This window comes from Parvibaculum indicum (genome assembly GCF_011762095.1).
Classification (GTDB): Bacteria; Pseudomonadota; Alphaproteobacteria; order Parvibaculales; family Parvibaculaceae; genus Parvibaculum; species Parvibaculum indicum.
The window spans coordinates 70,507-91,214 of record NZ_JAASQO010000012.1 but is presented as its reverse complement, the minus strand read 5'-3'; the positions used below and the strand labels follow the sequence as shown (position 1 = coordinate 91,214).

General features: G+C 63.1%; 18 protein-coding genes. All 18 read right to left on the bottom strand.

The features are described from left to right. Window positions 1-96: 96 nt before the first annotated feature. Window positions 97-1,833, bottom strand: coding sequence for a hypothetical protein (locus FHS78_RS14895; RefSeq protein ID WP_167095169.1), 1,737 nt, complete (start codon window positions 1,831-1,833; stop codon window positions 97-99). Window positions 1,834-1,910: 77 nt separating this feature from the next. Next, window positions 1,911-3,605, bottom strand: coding sequence for a hypothetical protein (locus tag FHS78_RS14890; RefSeq protein WP_167095168.1), 1,695 nt, complete (start codon window positions 3,603-3,605; stop codon window positions 1,911-1,913). A gap of 53 nt (window positions 3,606-3,658) precedes the next feature. After that, the gene (locus FHS78_RS14885; RefSeq protein WP_167095167.1) at window positions 3,659-4,192 is read right to left on the bottom strand and encodes a hypothetical protein; all 534 of its coding nucleotides are present in this window, start codon (window positions 4,190-4,192) and stop codon (window positions 3,659-3,661) included. 363 nt (window positions 4,193-4,555) lie between these two features. After that, window positions 4,556-4,873 carry a DUF1467 family protein gene (locus FHS78_RS14880; protein ID WP_167095166.1) on the bottom strand — a complete coding sequence of 106 codons (318 nt, stop codon included), beginning with the start codon at window positions 4,871-4,873 and terminating at the stop codon, window positions 4,556-4,558. Window positions 4,874-4,914: 41 nt separating this feature from the next. After that, window positions 4,915-5,319 carry a methylmalonyl-CoA epimerase gene (gene mce / locus FHS78_RS14875; protein WP_167095165.1) on the bottom strand — a complete coding sequence of 135 codons (405 nt, stop codon included), beginning with the start codon at window positions 5,317-5,319 and terminating at the stop codon, window positions 4,915-4,917. A gap of 71 nt (window positions 5,320-5,390) precedes the next feature. After that, complete coding sequence (locus tag FHS78_RS14870; protein ID WP_167095245.1) at window positions 5,391-7,001, bottom strand: ribonuclease J; 1,611 nt, start codon at window positions 6,999-7,001, stop codon at window positions 5,391-5,393. Between the two features lie 143 nt (window positions 7,002-7,144). Continuing rightward, complete coding sequence (locus tag FHS78_RS14865) at window positions 7,145-7,936, bottom strand: biotin--[acetyl-CoA-carboxylase] ligase (protein WP_167095164.1); 792 nt, start codon at window positions 7,934-7,936, stop codon at window positions 7,145-7,147. Between the two features lie 12 nt (window positions 7,937-7,948). Further along, on the bottom strand, window positions 7,949-9,394 hold the full coding sequence (nuoN, locus tag FHS78_RS14860; protein ID WP_167095163.1) for an NADH-quinone oxidoreductase subunit NuoN: 1,446 nt from the start codon (window positions 9,392-9,394) through the stop codon (window positions 7,949-7,951). Between the two features lie 24 nt (window positions 9,395-9,418). After that, on the bottom strand, window positions 9,419-10,963 hold the full coding sequence (locus tag FHS78_RS14855) for an NADH-quinone oxidoreductase subunit M (RefSeq protein WP_167095162.1): 1,545 nt from the start codon (window positions 10,961-10,963) through the stop codon (window positions 9,419-9,421). Continuing rightward, window positions 10,963-12,894 carry an NADH-quinone oxidoreductase subunit L gene (gene nuoL, locus FHS78_RS14850; RefSeq protein WP_167095161.1) on the bottom strand — a complete coding sequence of 644 codons (1,932 nt, stop codon included), beginning with the start codon at window positions 12,892-12,894 and terminating at the stop codon, window positions 10,963-10,965. The genes FHS78_RS14855 and nuoL overlap by 1 nt, the downstream gene beginning before the upstream one ends. A 7-nt stretch (window positions 12,895-12,901) precedes the next feature. After that, window positions 12,902-13,210, bottom strand: coding sequence for an NADH-quinone oxidoreductase subunit NuoK (gene nuoK / locus FHS78_RS14845; RefSeq protein ID WP_167095160.1), 309 nt, complete (start codon window positions 13,208-13,210; stop codon window positions 12,902-12,904). A gap of 43 nt (window positions 13,211-13,253) precedes the next feature. Further along, window positions 13,254-13,868, bottom strand: a complete 615-nt coding sequence (locus FHS78_RS14840) for an NADH-quinone oxidoreductase subunit J (protein ID WP_167095159.1) — start codon at window positions 13,866-13,868, stop codon at window positions 13,254-13,256. A gap of 87 nt (window positions 13,869-13,955) precedes the next feature. Further along, complete coding sequence (gene nuoI / locus FHS78_RS14835) at window positions 13,956-14,447, bottom strand: NADH-quinone oxidoreductase subunit NuoI (RefSeq protein WP_167095158.1); 492 nt, start codon at window positions 14,445-14,447, stop codon at window positions 13,956-13,958. 40 nt (window positions 14,448-14,487) lie between these two features. After that, window positions 14,488-15,516, bottom strand: coding sequence for an NADH-quinone oxidoreductase subunit NuoH (nuoH, locus tag FHS78_RS14830; RefSeq protein ID WP_167095157.1), 1,029 nt, complete (start codon window positions 15,514-15,516; stop codon window positions 14,488-14,490). Window positions 15,517-15,533: 17 nt separating this feature from the next. Continuing rightward, window positions 15,534-17,615, bottom strand: a complete 2,082-nt coding sequence (nuoG, locus tag FHS78_RS14825) for an NADH-quinone oxidoreductase subunit NuoG (protein WP_167095156.1) — start codon at window positions 17,613-17,615, stop codon at window positions 15,534-15,536. Window positions 17,616-17,619: 4 nt separating this feature from the next. Continuing rightward, complete coding sequence (gene nuoF, locus FHS78_RS14820) at window positions 17,620-18,912, bottom strand: NADH-quinone oxidoreductase subunit NuoF (RefSeq protein WP_167095244.1); 1,293 nt, start codon at window positions 18,910-18,912, stop codon at window positions 17,620-17,622. Next, entirely contained in the window at window positions 18,912-19,532 is a 621-nt protein-coding gene (gene nuoE / locus FHS78_RS14815; protein WP_167095155.1) for an NADH-quinone oxidoreductase subunit NuoE, read from the bottom strand. The genes nuoF and nuoE overlap by 1 nt, the downstream gene beginning before the upstream one ends. Beyond that, window positions 19,529-20,707, bottom strand: coding sequence for an NADH-quinone oxidoreductase subunit D (locus FHS78_RS14810; RefSeq protein ID WP_167095154.1), 1,179 nt, complete (start codon window positions 20,705-20,707; stop codon window positions 19,529-19,531). The genes nuoE and FHS78_RS14810 overlap by 4 nt, the downstream gene beginning before the upstream one ends. Window position 20,708 lies beyond the last annotated feature (1 nt).

Here is a 20,708-nt window from a genome sequence, read left to right as displayed (position 1 = left end):
GACTTGTCGTTGGGGGCCGAGACGCGAAATGGCCGGTATCGCCTCTCCGGCGACCGCCGAATCCCGCGCCGGGCCAGCTAAAACAGGGGTCAAGTTTTAGGGGGTCGCCACCGACTTCGCAATGTCCGGCTTGATGTTCAATTGGGCCGAGTAGCGCCGGACCGCCCCTTCCAGATAGGCCCGGACGTCCACATTCGGGGGTTCGCTCACGCCGCGCCCGGTGCGGACGCCCCAGGGGCCCTTTTCCAGCTCGGCGGCGGTATAGCCCATCCCGACGTCGTAGGTCCGTTCGATCTGGTTGCGCAGCTTCTGCTCGGCCTCGTACCAGCGGGTTTTCGCCCCGCCGTCCGGGCAGGTGGACAGCTCCGCCCCGCTCGCGCCCCAGCGGCGTTCCACGCATTGATAGGGGTCGAAGGAGAGCCGGAAGAGGCGCCGGGAGACCTGCTCCATGTCGAGCGTCACCGGCTCGCCCGCCGAATTCTCATAGGTGACGAGGCAGGAGGCCGCTTCCCTGTTATAGAGGCTCAGCATGTCGCCGGGCAGGTCCTCGCCGTCATATTCGAGGCGGGGCGCATCGATGAGGTCGAGCTTCACGAAGAGGACGACGGCATCGTAAAGCTGCTTGAAGCTGGTTTTCAGCCGCGCATCGCGGGCGGGCGTCGAAAAACTCTCCCAGAGGCCGTCCGTGCCATAGATGTTTTCCGGCAGGCGCTCGGGCGGGGTCATCTTGTTTGTGCCCTCGTCCAGCGCCGCCACGATGGAACGCTGGCGCGAATGAAGATCGCGGCAAAGCGACTGCGTCATGGATTGCAGTTCGTCGAGCGGGCGATAGGTCAGATCGCCGAAGGACATCTTCGCCCGGAGATAGGTATAGAAGTCCATCGTCTCGTCGTACCAGACCCATTGCGCGTTGCGCCAATTCTGCGGATCGGTGGGCGGGTTGCCGGTGTATTGCTCCAGCGAATAGTCCGGCAGTTCGCTATTCGGCGTGCCTTCGATGTGGCCGCCGACCAGGGCGCCATTGGACGCACGAACCGCGCCGACGACGCGGATGGGCCGGTATTTCTGGAAGATCGCGCCAAGCTCCGGCCCGGTGCGCGCATATTCATGGCCGAGGAAGCCGCGCGTTACCGTATTGTCGGGCTGGGCGGAAAAGATCCGGATACGGCCGCTCTGCTCCACCTTCCAGACAAGGGCGATATGGCCATTGCTGTCATAGGCGATCGTGCCGGGGCGGATGGCCTCGCGGTTCAAGGCCGGGGAATAGGTGTCGGAGAAAAGCTCCGGGTCCCAGGTGCGGGCATCGTAGCGATGCATGGCGGTGGAGACGGTGGTGGTGAGCCTTTGCAGCAGGCGCGGCGCATTGACCCCGCTTTCCGTGCGCGGGACGGCATCGCGCTTCGTAATCGCATTGCCATGGGGCGAGTAGCGGACGTCGCTGTCGCGGGCGTTCTCGATGACGTCGCCATCTTCATCCAGCGGCTTTACTTCCGCCTCCCAGGCGAAAGGCAGTCCGTTCTTCCAGGCGAAATAGGCGCGCAGCACGAGCGGCGCGTCGGCACAGTCGATCAGGAAGTCGTAAAGACCGGTGCCCTTGTCGGTGAAGCGGTAAGGATTGGCCGCGCTTTTGAGGCAGTCCTGAACGGTCCAGCAATCCGCCGCGCCGATGCCCGCCACGAAATCGCGCCAGGCGGCCTCATCCGTCTCGCTCCATGCCGGTTTGGTGACGATCCAGCGCGCGGAATCGGCGGCCATGGTCGGTTGAGCGAGCGGCATGGCAGACAGCAGCAGTACCGGAACGGCGACCAACACGCGCCAGAAAGAGAGATACATCACCGGCCCTCATACGGAATCGGCGCAGCTTCGGGCGCAGCTCCCGCAAAGTCAACGAAGGCTATGTGACAGTTGGTTCAGCGCGTAGCCGAGGGCTCCGGCGTCTCCGCCATGGCGGAGTAGCGGTGAGCTGCCGCCTCCAGATAGGCACGGACATCGACCTCGGGCGGATTGTCCACCCCCCTGCCCGTTCTGAGCCCATAGGGGCCCCGCTCCAGCTCGGCAATGGTGTAGCCCATATCGACGTCATAAGTGCGGTCGATCTGGTTGCGGAGCTTTCGCTGCGCCTCGTACCAGCGGGTCTTCACCACGCCGTCGCGGCAGGTGGAAAGCTCCGCGCCGCGCGCGCCCCAGCGGCGCTCCACGCATTGATAGGGATCGAAAGAGAGATCGAAGAGGCGTTCGCTCACCTGGCTCATATTGAGCGTCACCGTTCGGCCCACCGAATTGCGATAGGAAATCGCGCAGGCGGCGGCCTTCTGCTCATAGGCCTTGAGAAGATCACCGACGAGGTTATTGCCGTCATATTTCAGACGCGGGGCATCGATGAGATCGAGCTTCACGAACTGCACGACGGAATCGTAAAGCTCCTTGAAAGCGGTCTTCAACCGGGCGTCCCGCGAGGGGGTCGAATAGAGCTCCCACACGCCATCCGTGCCGTAAATATTGTTCGGCAGTCGCCGCGGCGGCGTCATGTCGTCTATCCCCTCTTCCTGCGCGATCTCGACGGCGCGGGCGCGCGAACGCAGGTCCTGGCAGAGCGACATCATCATGGCGTTCACCTCGTCCAGCGGGCGGTATTCGAGATCGCCGAAGGACATCTTCGCCCGGAGATAGGTGTAGAAGTCCATCGTCTCGTCCTGCCACACCCATTGCGCGCGGCGCCAGTTGACGGGGTCGGTCGCCGGGTTGCCGGTATATTGCTCCAGCGAAAAGTCCGGGATTTCGCTGTTCGGCGTTCCGACGATCCGCCCGCCGATCAGCGAGCCGTTCGCCGCCCGTTTCGCGCCGACGAGGCGGATGGGACGGAATTTCTGGAAGATCGATCCGAGTTCAGGGCCGGTGCGCAGGAACTCCCGCCCGACGAAGGAACGGCTCAGCGTGTGATCGGGATGGGAGGAGAAAATCCAGATACGGCCATTGGGCTCCACCCGCCAGACGGTCGCGATGTGGCCGTTGACGTCATAGACGATGGTGCCGGGCTGGATCGCCTCCCGGTCGAGGCGCGGCGAATAGGTGTCGGTGAACATGGTTTCGTCCCACGCCCTCGCATCGCGCCGGAACATGGCCGTGGAAATCGTCCAGGTGAGCTGGCGCAGGATCGGCATGGCGCGGACGCCATAGGCCGTGCGCGGCACGGAGGCGCGGCTCACCACCTTGTTGCCATAGGGCGAATAGCGGATGTCGCCGCGCACGCCGTCGGCGGGCAACACGCCGTTCGCCCAGGCGAAGGGCAGTCCGTTCTTCCAGGCGAAATAGGCCCGCAGCACATAAGGCGTGTCGGCACAATCCACGAGAAATTGCGCGCCCTTCGGATCGGTGTGGCGGTAGGGATTGGCCGGGCTCTTGAGGCAGGCATCCATCGTCCAGCAATCCGCCGCGCCAAGGCCTGCGATGAAGTCGCGCCAGGCGGCCTCGTCGCTCTCGCTCCAGCGGTCCTTGGTGATCGTCCACAGGCCATTGCCGGACGCCATGACCGGCGACGACATCGCCAGCGCCACCATCACCCCGAAAAGGCCGGAAAGCCCCGTCTTTACCCAACACGCAAGCATGAAAACACCACCCGATTTGCCCATAATCAGGGTTCCGGGGGGAGCGCCCGGAGTCAATCCGCCGGCGCGCGATACGGGGGCCCGGGAGGCTGTTTCGGTCGCGTGTGGTGCAATTCTGCACAGGCTTCGGCCAGTGCATGGCGGTTTCCATCGGAGAGCGGCACGCCGTCGATTTCCACCGCGCCTGTGCGGCTGTCGATGCGCAAATGCGCAACGCTCATCTCGCTCCGGGAGATGTCCGGCGTGGTACCCCCTGCGAGCGGGCGGACCACCACGTCGAATTCATAGTGACGGCGGGGCTCATAGCCCGATCCGCCGCCGATATCGGCCGGCGCGACCGGGCTGCCATCGACGGCAACGCCCGGTACGTAGTCCGCGCCGCCGTCGACGGTATCGGGCGCGGCATAGAGGTCGAGGCTTTCGCAGGCTTCGGGCGAAATCCGGACGATCCGCGCGCCCTCTCCCCCGGCCAGGTTCACCACGGGGTCTTGCGCTTCCGCCGCGACCGGGCGAAGCGGCCCGGCGATCAGCGCCAGAAGGCAGCCAAGCCGCAGAAAGGAACCGAAATCAGGGGTCGAGCGGGTCATGCGCCATCTTCTCACCGTCCGGCTTAACGTCTCATAACCGTTCGGCTCATTACCGGAAAACGGAGAGCGGCGGATATTCGTTTCGCACCTGCCGCATTTTCGTACCGAATGTTACCATGTCGGCGAATTTTGCGTGACATCGCGTCGCATCCCCGCTATCTTCCTCCGCAATAAAGGGGCCGGAAAACAGGTCTCAAGTCTAGGGAGGAAACGCAGACACGACCGGTAACGGTCGATGGCGCGACCAAATGAGGGAAAACCAAAGCAAGGCCACGAAAGTGGACCTTGCTTTTTTTTGCGCCGAGTTCGGGCAAGGCCACGACAGCGGAGCTTGCTTTTTTTGCGCCGGATAACAGCCCGGCCTCAGTTGCCGGGCTGCTGCGCGGGCGCTGCCGGCGCGACCTGCTCGTTATATTCCGGCGAGAACTTCGGCATGAAGGGAATGTCGTCGTAGGAAACGGGCTGGTAGATCATCACCCAGGCGACTAGGCACCAGACGATGCCCGCAATGAGCGTCGTGGCGATCATCTTCCAGAGCAGCAAGGGGCGCGCGGGCGCACCGCGATCATGCCCCTCGCGCCGATCTTCCTCGGCAACGGGTTTTCCGCCGAAAGGAAGCACCGCCAGCAAGGTGATCCACCAAATCACGAAATAGATGGCGACGCCCGCGAACCAGCTCATTGAAAATCCGATCCCGTCTCGAAGAGAGGAAGAGCGATCCCTCAGGCCTGTTCCAGCTCGACCAGCGTGCCGTTCAGGTCTTTCGGGTGCAGGAAGACGACCGGCTTGCCATGGGCGCCGATCTTCGGCTTGCCCGTGCCGGTAATGGTCACGCCTTCGTCGTTCATCTTCTCGCAGGCCTGATCAATGTCGTCGACCTCGATGCAGATGTGATGGATGCCGCCCTTGGGGTTCTTGGCGAGGAAACCGGCAATCGGCGAATCTTCGCCCAGCGGCTCCAGCAGCTCGATCTTGGTATTGCCGAGATCGACGAAAACCGTGGTCACACCATGGTCGGGCTGCGGCACGGCTTCGGAGACTTTCGCATTGAACTTCTGGCGATAGGTTTCCGCGGCGGCCTTGATGTCGGGCACTGCGATCGCGACGTGATTGAGCGGTCCGAGCATGAGAATTTCCTTTGATCCGGAATTGCGCTGGCCAGAAATTAGGCCGGTTCAGGGCCGGTAGCAAGGCGGGGTCAGATGCGCGTGACCAGCACCTCCACCTGCGCCTTCTTGCCCCATTCGCGGCGCAGCGTGCCCCGCACGGCGCGGCGGACATATTCCGCAACGGAAGCGTCGTCTCCCCTGCGCTTGGCCGGCAGCCGGTCCAGCGCATCGTCGATCGCATCGAGCGCGCGGTCCTCCAGCAACATGCCGAAATTATCTTCCTCCGGCAGGCCGATCAGGCGCACTTGCGGGTCGCCGCAAATGCGGTTCTTGCCGTCGATCACCAGGGTCACGAACACCGCGCCGGAGAAGGAAAGCCTGCGGCGCATCCGCAAGGCTTCCTCTTCGGCTTCCACCAGGATGTCGCCGTCGAGATAGAGGCGGCCGGCAGGCGCTTCGTCGATCACCCGGGCCTCGTTCGGCGCGAGACGGACCATGAGCCCGTTCTTCACCACAATCTGCTCGGGCACCTGCAGTTCGCGCGCAAAGGCGGCATGTTCGGCAAGGTGGCGGGATTCGCCATGGACCGGGATGGAAACGCGCGGCCTGATCCACTGATACATCTGGGCGAGTTCGTCGCGGCAGGGGTGGCCCGAAACGTGGACGAAGTGATCCTTCTCCGTCACGACGCGGATGCCGCGTTCGGACAGGAGGTTCTGAAGCTCGAAGATCGAGACGTCGTTGCCGGGAATGATGCGGGAGGAAAAGACGACGGTATCGCCCTCCTCCAGCACGATATTGGGATGGGTGTTTTCGGCGATGCGGGCCAGCGCGGCGCGCGGCTCTCCCTGCGAGCCGGTGCAGAGATAGAGAACGCTTTCGGGCGGAAGGTAACCCGCATCCTCTTCGTTCACGAAGGGCGGCAGGTCGTGCAGATAGCCCGCCTCGCGCGCGGCGGAGACCACGCGATGCATGGAGCGCCCGACCAGCACGACATGGCGGCCGCATTCCGCCGCCGCCTTGGCGATGCTTTCCAGCCGCGCGACATTGGAGGCGAATGTGGTGACGGCGATGCGGCGTTTGCAGGTTCGGAAAAGCTCGACGAGGCTCCGGCCGACATCGGCCTCGGAGCCGGAGACGCCGGGCGAGAAGACATTGGTGCTGTCGCAAACAATGGCGAGCACGCCCTCGTCGCCGATTTCCGTCAGACGGGCCGCGTCGATGTCGTCGCCCAGCACCGGGTCCGGGTCGATCTTCCAGTCGCCGGTATGCAGCACGAGACCGAGCGGCGTGCGGATCGCCAGCGCATTGGGTTCCAGGATGGAATGGGTGAGCGTGACGAGTTCGATGTCGAAGGGACCGAGGTCGAAGCGATGACCGAGCGGGATGATGTGCATGGGCACCTCATCCTCGATGCCTGCCTCAATCAGCTTGCCGCGCACCATATGGGCGGTGAAGGGCGTCGCGTAAACCGGGCAGCGCAGGCGCGGCCAGATATGCGCCACAGCGCCGATATGGTCTTCATGCGCATGGGTGAGGACGATGCCGAGCAGCTCGTCGCGGCGCTCTTCGATGAAGGCCGGGTCGCCCATGATGAGGTCGATGCCCGGCGTGCGCTCGTCGCCGAAGGTGACGCCCAGATCGACAATGATCCATTGCCGGTCGTCGTCGCTCCCATAGCCGTACAGGTTGAAGTTCATACCGATTTCGCCGGATCCGCCGAGCGGCAGAAACAGGAATTCGTCTTCGGGGTTCGCAGGGCCGGCGCCCTTGCCGCGAGACGAACCGGCGGCGGTGGCGGGAGATGTTGTTTCGCTCATGCCTATTCTTAGCGCGACAGGCGTCAGGACGCCATGGGGGGCGTCGAGGAGCCGAAGAAGACGTCGCCCGCCGCGACCCGGCGCAGGCTGCCATCCGCGAGACGGATTTCCAGCGTGCCGTCCGTGGCGAGGCCCTCGAAGCTTCCCGTAAAACTTTCGTCCGAGAGGCGCACGGTAATCTCGCCGTGAAGCCCCTCGGCGCGGGCGAGCCATGCCTCGCGGATAACCGCGAAACCGTGCTGCCCCCTCCAGACGGCGAGCCAGCGCTCATAGCTTTCCGCCAGCGCCCCGAGCATCTCCATCGGCGTGACGCGGCCCGCCTGCATGGCCGCGAGGGAGATCGCGGGATATTCGATATTTTCAGGATGAACGGCCAGATTGACGCCCATGCCGATGGCGACCCAGGCGACTTCCCCTCCCGCGACGCCGGACGACTCCAGCAGGATGCCCGCGAGCTTCCGCCGCTCATGCAGCAGGTCGTTGGGCCATTTGAGCTTCAGCCCGCCCTTGAGATGGGGCGGCAGGATGCTTTCCACGGCGTCATGCACGGCAACGGCGGCCACGAAGGAAAGCTCTCCCGCCTTGCGCGGCCCGCAACGGGGCGCAAGGAGGAGCGTTCCCATGAAATTGCCGTTGGGGGACACCCATTCGCGGCCCCGCCTACCCCGGCCCGCCGTCTGCAGGTCGGCCGTGATCCAGACATTGCCGGGATCGCCCGCATCGCCCAGGCGGCGGGCTTCTTCGTTGGTGCTGTCGATTTCGCCAAAGTGAACATGGCGGTATCCGGCAGGAAGCGTTGCGTCTTGCTCCGCCATGCTGCGTTTTCCTTACGGCATTAACGCGGCGACCGCCGATTGCGCTCCGGCGACGATCGGCAGCGGATAGACGAAGAACAGCGTGGTGAAGACGCCGGAGATGGTGAGCATCGCCGTCAGTTCGCCCGGCATGGGCTCGAAAGCCTCGGCCGGTTCGTCGAAATACATCACCTTCACGATGCGCAGATAGTAGAAGGCGCCGACGACGCTGGAGAGCACACCGATGACGGCCAGCGGATAAAGCTCGGCCTCGATCGCCGCCATGAAGACGTAGAACTTGCCGAAGAAGCCCGCGAGCGGCGGGATGCCGGCCAGCGAGAACATCAGCATCGTAAAGACGAAAGCGAGCAAGGGCCGGTGACGCGACAGGCCTGCGAGGTCGTCGATGGATTCCACCATGCCTTCCTGACGGCGCATCATGAGGATGCAGCAGAAGACGCCGATATTCATGACGACATAGATCGTCATGTAGATGAGCACGCCGCGCAGACCTTCCGGCGTGCCCGCGGCGAGGCCGACAAGCGCATAGCCCATATGGCCGATGGAGCTGTAGGCCATCAGGCGCTTGATGTTGTTCTGGCCGATGGCCGCGAAAGCGGCGAGCACCATGGACGCGATCGAGACGAAGACGATGATCTGCTGCCATTCCGGCAGGAGATGCGGGAAGGCGCCGTAAAGCAGATTGATGATGAGTGCCATGGCCGCGAGCTTGGGCGCACCGGCAAAGAAGGCGGTCACCGGGGTCGGCGCGCCCTCATAGACGTCGGGCGTCCACATATGGAAAGGCACGGCGGAAATCTTGAAGGCGAGACCGGCCAGCACGAAGACGAGGCCGAAGATGACGCCGGTATTGGCCCCCGCCTCCAGAATGTGAGCGATGACGTTGAAGTCGACGCTGCCGGTGAAGCCGTAGACCAGCGACGCGCCGTAAAGCAGCATGCCGGAGGAAAGCGCGCCGAGGACGAAATATTTCAGTCCCGCTTCCGTGGAGCGCGTGCTGTCGCGATTGAAGGCCGCGATGACATAGAGTGCGAGGCTCTGCAGCTCGAGGCCCAGATAAAGGGCGATCAGGCTGTTGGCCGAGACCATGGCGAACATGCCGAGCGTGGCCAGCACGATGAGTACCGGAAACTCGAAACGGTCGATCTTCTCCCGCTCGATGAAGTTCATCGACATGACGATGGCCGCCGCCGCGGCCAGCAGGACGAGAATCTTCACATATTTGGTGAAGCCGTCGATGACGAACATGCCCTCGAAGGTCGTCACGCGCCCGCCGCTCTGGCCGATCAGCACGCCGCAGACGATGGCGAAGAGCGCCAATGCGCCATAGGCGGTATCGCGCGCCGTGGCGTGCTTGCGGAACACGCCGTACATGAGCAGCAGCAGAGCCCCCGCGGCGAGAAGCATCTCGGGCAGCGCGGGAGAAAAAGCGGGAAGCGTGGTCACTGCGGTTTCCATGAATCTGTCCTTGCGGCCCCTGCTCTACTGAATGCCGATGAGGCCGGCGAGATGCGTCAGCACACCGCCCCCCATGGCCGTCTGATGGGCCTCGACGGCCGCGTGATAATTGGCAACCAGGTGCTCAACCGATACGGCCGTGATGTCGAAGATCGGCGCGGGATAGATGCCGAAGAAAAGGGTCGTCACGATAAGCGGCGCCAGCGTCAGCGCCTCGCGCATGTTGAGATCCTTCATGCTCTTCAGCACGTCGCGCTGGATCTCGCCGAAAACGACGCGGCGATAGAGATAGAGCGCATAGCCCGCCGACAGGATGACGCCCGTGGCGGCCAGCGCGGCCACCCAGGTATTCACCATGAAGGTGCCCATGAGAGTCAGGAACTCGCCCACGAAACCGGAGGTGCCCGGCAGGCCGACATTCGCCATGGTGAAGATCAGGAAGGCGACGGCATAGAGCGGCATCCGGTTCACGAGGCCGCCATAGGCCGCGATCTCGCGCGTATGCAGCCGGTCGTAGATGACGCCGACGCAGAGGAAGAGCGCGCCCGACACCCAGCCATGGCTGAGCATCTGGAAGATGGAGCCCTGAACGCCCTGCTGGTTCGCCGCGAAAATGCCCATGGTCACGAATCCCATATGGGCAACGGACGAATAGGCGATGAGCTTTTTCATATCCTCCTGCACCAGCGCAACCAGCGAGGTGTAGACAATCGCAATCACGCTCAAGGCGAAGACGAGCGGCGCGAAATCGGCGGAGGCCAGCGGGAACATGGGCAGCGAGAAACGCAGGAAGCCGTAACCGCCCATCTTCAGCAGGATACCGGCCAGGATGACCGAGCCCGCCGTCGGCGCTTCCACATGCGCGTCCGGCAGCCAGGTGTGGACCGGCCACATCGGCATCTTCACCGCGAAGGAGGCGAAGAAGGCGAGCCAGAGCCAGGTCTGCATCCCCGCCGGGAAGTCGTGATTGAGCAGGACGGTGATGTCGGTCGTGCCCGCGTCCCAATACATCGCCATGATGGCCAGTAGCATGAGCAGCGAGCCGAGCAGCGTGTAGAGGAAGAACTTGAAGCTCGCATAGATGCGGCGCGGACCGCCCCAGACGCCGATGATGAGATACATCGGGATGAGGCCGCCTTCGAAGAAGATGTAGAACTGCACCAGATCCAGCGAGCAGAAGACGCCGATCATCAGCGTTTCCAGCACGAGGAAGGCGATCATGTATTCCTTCACGCGGGTCTGGATCGATTCCCAGCTCGCCAGGATACAGGCGGGCATCAGGAAGGTCGTCAGGATGACGAAGAGCATCGAAATGCCGTCGACGCCGACGTGATAGTTGATCGAGCTGCCCAGCCACTCGGTTTCCTGCACAAACTGGAAGTCGGCCGTGGTCGGGTCGAACTTCCACCAGATGTAGAGCGACAGGATGAAGGTGAAGCCCGTCGTCCACAGCGCGACGTAGCGCACATTGCGTGCGACCGTCGCCTCGTCGCCCCGAACGAAGGCGATCAGCAACGCGCCTGCGAGCGGCAGGAACGTGATGAGCGAGAGAATGCTTCCGTCGGTCATCAGTGCGCGCCCCCGAACATGAAATAGGTCGCCAGCGCCGCCACACCGAGCAGCATCGCGAAGGCATAGTGATAGAGATAACCGCTCTGCAGGCGGACGACGCCGCGCGTCACGTCAAGCACGCGCGCGGATACGCCGTCGGGCCCGAGGCCGTCGATGATGCGGCCATCGCCCTGCTTCCACAGGAGGCGGCCGACCCAGAAGGCCGGGCGGACGAAGAGGAAGTCGTAGATCTCGTCGACATACCACTTGTTGAGCAGGAACTTGTAGAGCGGCTCCTGCTCGCGGGCGAGCTGCTTGGGCAGCTCGGGCTTGACGAGATAGAAGAGCACCGCGACCGCGAGGCCGATCACCATCATCGCCGTCGGGGCCCATATCGCCCAGGCCGGAATGTGGTGCATGTCGTGAAGGACATGGTTGTCCGGGCCCTTGAAGATGGAACTCAGCCAGAAGGCCTCATGCGCCTTGCCGATGAAGAGATCGGAAAAGGCCATGCCCGCGAACACCGCGCCGACGGCGAGCACCACCAGCGGGAGCATCATCACCATGGGCGATTCATGAACATGGGAGAGCGTCTCGTTGGAGGCGCGGCTCTGGCCGTGGAAGGTCAGGAAGATGAGGCGCCAGGAATAGAAGGAGGTGAAAAGCGCCGCGACGACCAGCATGACGAAGGCGAACATATGCGCCGGGTTCTCGCCGGCGAAGGTCGCTTCGATGATGGCGTCCTTGGAGAAGTAGCCCGCCGTGAAGGGAAAGCCCGTCAGCGCCAGCGTGCCGATAATCATCATCAGCCAGGTCGCCGGGATCATGCGGAACAGGCCGCCCATCTTGCGCATGTCCTGCTCGTCGCTCATGGCGTGGATCACCGAGCCGGAGCCGAGGAACAGAAGCGCCTTGAAGAAGGCGTGGGTGAAGAGATGGAACACGGCCGGTTCATAGGCGCCGACACCGAGAGCCGCGAACATATAGCCGAGCTGCGAACAGGTCGAATAGGCGATGACGCGCTTGATGTCGTTCTGCACCAGGCCGACGGTCGCTGCGAAGAAGGCCGTGATCGCGCCGATGATCGTGACCACCGTCAGCGCGAAGGGCGAGAACTCGAAGACAGGCGACATGCGCGCGACGAGGAAGACGCCCGCCGTCACCATGGTCGCGGCGTGGATGAGGGCGGAAACCGGCGTCGGGCCTTCCATCGCATCGGGCAGCCAGGTATGCAGCAGGAACTGCGCCGACTTGCCCATGGCGCCCATGAAGAGAAGCAGGCAGGCCGTGGTGACGACCGGCACGTCATAGCCGAGGAACAGGAACGTCTTGTCCTGCAGCTCCGGGATCGCCTTGAAAACGGTGTCGAAATCCACCGAGCCGATGGTGAAGAAAAGCGTCGCGATGCCGAGGATGAGGCCGAAGTCGCCGATACGGTTGACGACGAAGGCCTTGATGGCGGCGGCGTTGGCGCTCGGCTTCTTGTACCAGAAACCGATCAGCAGATAGGAGGCAAGGCCCACGCCTTCCCAGCCGAAGAAGAGCTGCACGAAATTATCCGCCGTCACCAGCATGAGCATGGCGAAGGTGAAGAGCGACAGATAGGCGAAGAAGCGCGGCTGCTGCGGATCGTGGCTCATATAGCCGATCGAGTAGATATGCACGAGCGCGGAGACCCAGGTCACCACGACGAGCATCACCGCCGTCAGCGTGTCGACACGCAGGCGCCAATCCGCCTCGAAGGCGCCGGAATTGATCCAGGTGAGAACCTGGATGCGATAGGTTTCGCCCTGAAGCCCGACATCGACGAACGCAAAGGCGGCAAGGATCGCGGCGATCACCATGGGCACGCAGGTTGCGATCTGCGCGCCGCGCGGACCGAGCCAGCGGCCGAAAATTCCGGCGGTCAGGAAGCCCAGAAGCGGCAGGAAGACGATGGCTGAGAACATTGCTTCCTTACCCCTTCATCGAATTGATGTCTTCAACCGCGATGGAACCGCGGTTGCGATAGAACACAACGAGGATCGCCAGACCGATGGCGGCCTCGGCGGCGGCGACCGTCAGCACGAAAAGCGCGAAGACCTGACCGACCATATCGCCCAGGAACGCGGAAAAGGCCACGAGGTTGATATTGACGGCGAGCAGCATCAGCTCGATCGACATGAGGATGATGATGACGTTCTTCCGGTTCAGGAAGATGCCGAAAATCCCCAGCGTGAAGAGGATCGCCGCAACGGTCAGATAATGTCCGAGGCCGATAGCCATGTATTTCTCCTCGGCGCGATGAGGATGCGCCGCTTGTGTCCCGTCAGAGCCCCTGTCCGGGATCGACTTTCTTGATTTCGACCGCCTGATCGCGACGACGCGACACCTGACGGGCAATGTTCTGGCGCTTGGCCTTGGTGTTCTCGCGATGGGTCAGCACGATGGCGCCGACCATCGCCACGAGAAGCACCAGACCGGCCGCCTGGAAGAGATAGACGTAATTGGTGTAGAGGAGCTGGCCGAGCGCCCGCGTATTGTCCACCTGCGCGATGTCGGGCGCGGGATGCGCCGCGACGCCGGCCGCTTCCGGCGCGAAGGTCCATGCGCCCAGGACGAGGACGAGTTCGACCAGCAGGATGAAGCCGATCAGGCCGCCGACCGGCAGATATTGCAGAAAGCCCTCGCGCATTTCCGCGAGGTCGATTTCGAGCATCATCACCACGAAGAGGAAGAGCACGGCGACGGCGCCGACATAAACGACGACCAGCATCAGCGCCAGGAACTCCGCCCCCATCAGCACGAAGAGCGCGGCGGCGTTGAAGAAAGCCAGGATCAGGAAGAGTACCGAATGCACGGGGTTGCGCGCGGCGATGACCATAAAGCCCGCCGCGACGGTGATCGCCGCAAAGACGTAGAACGCTATGGCGGTAACAATCATGTCTGCCCCTTGCTCAATCCGGCCGCGTGACGCGCGCCGGCCCTTCCGTTAATCCCCTGCCCGATTTTGGGCCTGCCTTCGGCCCGCTCAGCGGTACGGCGCATCGAGCGCGATATTGCGCGCGATCTCGCGTTCCCAGCGGTCGCCATTGGCGAGGAGTTTTTCCTTGTCATACATGAGTTCCTCACGGGTCTCCGTGGCGAACTCGAAATTCGGTCCTTCGACGATGGCATCCACCGGGCAGGCCTCCTGGCAGAGACCGCAATAGATGCATTTCGTCATGTCGATGTCGTAGCGCGTGGTGCGGCGCGTGCCGTCATTGCGGCGCGGGCCGGCCTCGATGGTGATGGCCTGCGCCGGGCAGATCGCCTCGCAGAGCTTGCAGGCGATGCAGCGCTCTTCGCCGTTCGGGTAGCGGCGCAGCGCATGTTCGCCGCGGAAACGCGGAGACAGCGCGCCCTTTTCGAACGGATAGTTCAACGTCGCCTTGGGCTTGAAAAAATAGCGCATGGCGAGGAAGAAGCTCGACACGAACTCCTGCAGAAACAATTGCCGGGCGGATTGCATAAGCGCGGACATGGCTCAGTCCTTTCCCTTGGCGAAGATGGAAGCGGCGCGATCAGGCATGCGGCACCCATCCGAAAGAGACCAGCACACCGGCCGTCAGCACGACCCAGAAAAGAGAGATCGGCAGGAACACCTTCCAGCCGAGGCGCATGAGCTGGTCGTAGCGATAGCGCGGCACGAAGGCCTTCACCATCGAGAACATGAAGAAGACGAGGAACACCTTGATGAGGAACCAGACGATTCCCGGCACCAGGGTGAAGGGCGCGAAGTCCGCCGGGGGCAGCCATCCACCGAGGAAAAGAATGGTGGTCATGGCGCACATCAGCAGGATCGAGACATACTCGCCCAGCATGAACATCATGTAGGTGGTGGAGGAATATTCCACCATGAAGCCTGCGACGAGTTCCGATTCCGCTTCGGCGAGGTCGAAGGGCGGACGGTTCGTCTCGGCCAGCGCGGAGACGAAGAAGATTACCAGCATCGGCAGATGCGGCAGCCAGTACCAGGAGAAGAGACCCCAGGAGCCGCGCTGCGCCTCCACCACTTCCGACAGGTTCAGCGTGCCCGCCGTCATCAGCACCGTCACCAGAACGAAGCCGATGGAGACTTCATAGGAGACCATCTGCGCGGCCGAGCGCAGCGCCGACAGGAACGGATATTTCGAGTTCGACGCCCAGCCCGCCATGATGACGCCGTAAACGCCGAGCGAGGAGATGGCGAGAATGTAGAGGATGCCGACATTGATGTTGGAAATGACCCAGCCATCCGCCATCGGGATGACGGCCCAGCCCGACAAGGCGAGCACGACGGAGACAAGCGGCGCGAGAATGAACACGCCCTTGTTCGCGCTGGAGGGAATGACCACTTCCTTGAAGACGAATTTCAGCAGATCCGCGAAGGATTGCAGCAGGCCGAAGGCGCCGACGACGTTCGGGCCGCGGCGAAGCTGCACCGCCGCCCAGATCTTGCGGTCGGCCAGCAGCACGTAAGCGGTGATCAGCAGCAACGCGACAAGCAGGGCAAGCGACTGGGCGAGAATGATCGCCAGTGGAATGCCATATGTGACAAGTATATCGGACATACCCCCGGTGCCTTCCCTTAGTCAGCTGCCGCGCTCAGCGACGCGCTCTTTTCGGCGGAGCAAAGCGCCATGACACGACTTGCCCGCGCGATCGGATTGGTCAAATAGAAGTCCTTCACGGCCGTGTCAAAGGCTGCGTCGTCGAAGGCGCCCTTTTCGCCGTCCGGCAGGTCGGCGGCCGGGAACACCATGTCGGTATCCGCGAAATGCGGCGCATCTTCTTCCATGGCGGCGCGCAATGCGTCGAGATCGTCGTAAGGCAGCGTCAGGCCGAGCACGCCGGACAGCGCGCGAACGATCGTCCAGTCCTCCCGTGCCTCGCCGGGCGGGAAGGAAGCGCGGCGTCCGATCTGGACGCGACCTTCGGTGTTGACCCAGGTCGCCGACTTTTCGGTATAAGCCGCGCCCGGCAGGATAACGTCCGCGCGATGCGCACCGCGGTCGCCATGCGTGCCCTGATAGACGACGAAGGCCGAGCCCAGCCTGTCCATGTCGAGTTCATCGGCGGAGAGAAGCCAGACAAGGCCGATCTCGCCGGAGGACGCGCCCTCCAGAATGCCTTCGACGTCGCGACCGCCCTCGCCCGGCAGGAAGCCGAGATCGAGGCCGCCGACGCGTGCGGCGGCGGTGTGGAGCACGTTGAACCCGTTCCAGTCTTCGCGCACCGCATTGGCGGCCTTGGCGAGCGCCACGGCGGCGGCGTGAACCGCCGCGCCGTCCTTGCGCGCAAGAGCGCTCTGCCCCAGCACGATCATCGGCCGCTCGGCCTTCATGAAGGCTTCGGCGAAATCGCCCTTGCCGTCCAGCACGTCCTGAAGCGTTGCCGGACCGGCACCGAGATAATCATAGGGATAGGTAAGATCGGCCTGCTCGCCGATCACGCCGATACGGGCGCCGTTCTGGCGCTGCGCCTTCAGGATGCGCGCATTGAGCACCGGCGATTCCAGACGCGGATTGGCACCGACCAGCAGGATCATGTCCGCTGTATCGACACCCGCCACGGTGGAGTTGAATAGGTAGTTGGCGCGGGACGACGCGTCGAGCCTGGCGCCGTCCTGACGGCAATCCATATGCGGGGAGCCGATCTTGCCCAGAAGGTCTTTCAGGGCCTTCATGCTTTCGGCGCAGGCCAGATCGCCGGCGATGGCGGCCGCCTGATCGTCCTTCAGCTCACGGAGCTTGTCTGCAATGACGCCGAACGCCTCGTCCCATGTCGCGGCGCGCAGCTTGCCGTTCTCGCGCACATAAGGCGTGTCGAGGCGCTGCGTCTTCAGGCCGTCCCACACGAAACGGGTCTTGTCGGAAATCCACTCCTCATTCACCTCTTCATTGAGGCGCGGGAGAATGCGCATCACTTCCGACCCGCGCGCATCGACGCGGATATTGGCGCCGAGCGCGTCCATCACGTCGATGGATTCGGTCTTGATGAGTTCCCAGGGACGCGCGGTAAAGGCGAAGGGACGGAACGTCAGCGCGCCGACCGGGCAGAGATCGACGACATTCGCCGACAGCTCGGAGGTGAGCGCCTGGTCGAGATAGGTCGTGACTTCCATGTCTTCGCCACGGCCGATGGCGCCGAGTTCGCCGGCGCCGGCGACTTCCGTCGTGAAACGGATGCAGCGCGTGCACTGAATGCAGCGCGTCATCACCGTCTTCACCAGCGGGCCCATGTATTTTTCTTCGACCGCGCGCTTGTTCTCATGGAAGCGCGACCCGTCCACGCCATAGGCCATGGACTGGTCCTGCAGGTCGCATTCGCCGCCCTGATCGCAGATCGGGCAATCCAGCGGATGGTTGATGAGCAGGAACTCCATCACGCCTTCGCGGGCGCGCTTCACCATTTCGGTGTTGGTGAAGAGTTCCGGCGGCTGACCTTCCGGGCCGGGACGCAGATCGCGCACATTCTGCGCGCAGGATGCGACGGGCTTGGGCGGTCCGCCCTTCACCTCGATGAGGCACATGCGGCAATTGCCGGCAATCGACAAACGCTCGTGATAGCAGAAGCGGGGAATTTCCTTGCCCGCCGCCTCGCATGCCTGAAGCAGCGTCAGCTCCGGCGCAACATCGATTTCTTCACCGTCGACCTTGATGATGGTCATGCGCTTACTCCGCCGCCACTTGAGCCGCACCGCCGCGCTTGGCCGCGATGCGCTCTTCAATCGTTCCACGGAAATGCCGGATCAGGCCCTGCACCGGCCATGCGGCCGCGTCGCCCAGGGCGCAGATGGTGTGGCCTTCGACACGCTTCGTCACGTCGAGCAGCATGTCGATTTCCTCGGGCTCCGCATCGCCCCTGGCCATGCGTTCCACCACGCGCCACATCCAGCCCGTGCCTTCGCGGCAGGGCGTGCACTGACCGCAACTCTCATGCTTGTAGAAATAGGAGATACGAGCGATCGCCTTGATAATGTCGGTGGACTTGTCCAGCACGATCACCGCGGCGGTGCCGAGACCCGACTGCACCGCCTTCAGCGAGTCGAAATCCATCAGGATGTCGTCGCAAGTCGGCTTGGGCAGGCACGGCACGGAGGAACCGCCGGGGATAACCGCCAGCAGATTGTCCCAGCCGCCGCGCACGCCACCGGCATGCTTCTCGATCAGCTCGCGAAGCGGAATGCCCATCTCCTCTTCCACGTTACACGGCTTGTTCACATGGCCGGAAATGCAGAAGACTTTGGTGCCCGTATTGTTCGGACGACCGAGACCGGCAAACCAGGAAGCGCCACGGCGCAGAATGGTCGGCGCCACGGCAATCGATTCCACGTTGTTCACCGTGGTCGGCGCGCCATAGAGACCGACATTGGCCGGGAAAGGCGGCTTCAGGCGGGGCATGCCCTTCTTGCCTTCGAGGCTTTCAAGCAGCGCCGTCTCTTCGCCGCAGATATAGGCGCCCGCGCCGTGATGAACGTAGAGATCGAAATCCCAGCCGGAGCCGGCCGCGTTCTTGCCGAGAAGACCGGCGTCATAAGCCTGATCGACGGCGGCCTGAAGCTGTTCGCGCTCGCGGATGAACTCGCCGCGCACATAGATGTAGCAGGCATGCGCGCCCATAGCGAAGCTGGCGATGAGGCAGCCTTCGATGAGCTTGTGCGGATCGTGACGCATGATGTCGCGATCCTTGCAGGTGCCGGGCTCGGACTCGTCGGCATTGACGACGAGGTAATGCGGGCGGCCATCGGATTCCTTCGGCATGAAGGACCATTTCATGCCTGTCGGGAAGCCTGCGCCGCCACGGCCGCGCAGACCCGAATTCTTCATCTCGTCGATGATCCAGTCGCGGCCCTTGGCGATGATGGCCGCCGTATTGTCCCAGTCACCACGGCGCTTTGCGCCTTCCAGGCCCCAGTCGTCGAAGCCATAGAGATTGGTAAAGATACGATCCTTGTCTTCGAGCATCACTCACCCCCCGCCTTGCCGGCAGACACGGAGTCCTTCAGCGTGGTCGGCCCGCCCGCCGGCTCGGACGAACGGCGGCCGTTCTGCGGCCCCGGCTTCACATCCTTGCCCGCCCGCAGGTCGGAGAGGATCCGTTCCAGCGTTTCCGCGTCCAGATCCTCATAAAAATCGTCATTGATCTGCACCATGGGCGCGTTTACGCAAGCACCGAGGCATTCGACCTCCAGCCAGGAGAGCTTGCCGTCTTCCGACACCTCGCCCTCTTCACCGATATGCTTGCGGCAGACCTGTTTCAGATCGTCCGCACCGTTCAGCCAGCAGGGCGTGGTCCCGCAGAGCTGCACGAAATGATCGCCGACCGGCGACAGGTTGAACATGGTGTAGAAGGTCGCCACTTCGAGCGCCCGGATATAGTCCATGTCCAGCATGTCGGCGACATAGCGGATCGCCGGTTCCGGCAGCCAGCCGTGCTGGCGTTGCGCGCGCCAGAGCAGCGAAATGATCGCCGAGCCCTGCTTGCGTTCCGGGTATTTGGCCATCTGGCCCTTGGCCCATTCGAGATTTTCGGGCGTGAACTCGAAACTCTCGGGCTGATTGGGATCCAGTCTGCGAACGCTCATCGGTCCACCTCACCAAACACGATATCGAGAGAGCCGAGGATCGCCGCCACATCCGCCAGCATGTGCCCCCTGCAGAGATGATCCATCGCCTGCAGATGGGCGTAGCCCGGCGCGCGGATCTTGCACTTGTAAGGACGGTTCGAGCCGTCGGCGACGAGATAGACGCCGAACTCGCCCTTGGGCGCCTCAACGGCGGCATAAACCTCGCCGGCGGGCACGTGATAGCCCTCGGTATAGAGCTTGAAGTGATGAATGAGCGCTTCCATGGAGCGCTTCATATCCTTGCGCGACGGCGCCGTCACCTTGTGGTCGGTGTTGTGCACCGGCCCGCCCGGCATCATTTCGATGCACTGCTTCATGATCTTCAGCGACTGGCGCATCTCTTCCATGCGGATGAGATAGCGATCGTAGCAGTCGCCGTTCTTGCCCACCGGAATGTCGAAATCCAGCTCCGAATAGACTTCATAGGGCTGCGAGCGGCGCAGGTCCCAGGCCATGCCGGAACCGCGCACCATGACGCCCGAGAAGCCCCAGTCCAGCGCTTCCTGCTGGGAGACGACGCCGATATCGACATTGCGCTGCATGAAGATGCGGTTGCCCGTCAGCAGACCTTCCAGATCGTCCAGCACCTGCGCGCAGGGGTCGCAGAAATTGTAGATGTCCTCGAGCAGTTCAGGCGGCAGATCCTTGTAGACGCCGCCCGTGCGGAAATAATCCGCATGCATGCGGGCGCCGGAGGCGCGCTCATAGAAGATCATGAGCTTTTCGCGTTCCTCGAAGCCCCAGAGCGGCGGGGTCAGCGCGCCGACATCCAGTGCCTGCGTCGTCACATTGAGCAGATGAGACAGAAGGCGTCCGATTTCGGAATACAGTACACGGATGAACTGACCGCGGCGCGGCACTTCGATGTCGAGCAGCTTTTCGATGGCCAGGCAGTAGGCGTGTTCCTGGTTCATCGGCGCCACATAATCGAGGCGGTCGAAATAGGCGTTGGCCTGGAGATAGGTCTTGTACTCGATCAGCTTTTCGGTGCCGCGATGCAGGAGGCCGATATGCGGGTCCACGCGCTCGACGACTTCGCCGTCCAGTTCCAGCACCAGGCGCAACACGCCGTGGGCCGCCGGATGCTGCGGCCCGAAATTCAGATGATAATTCTGGAGCTGCTGTTCTGCCATC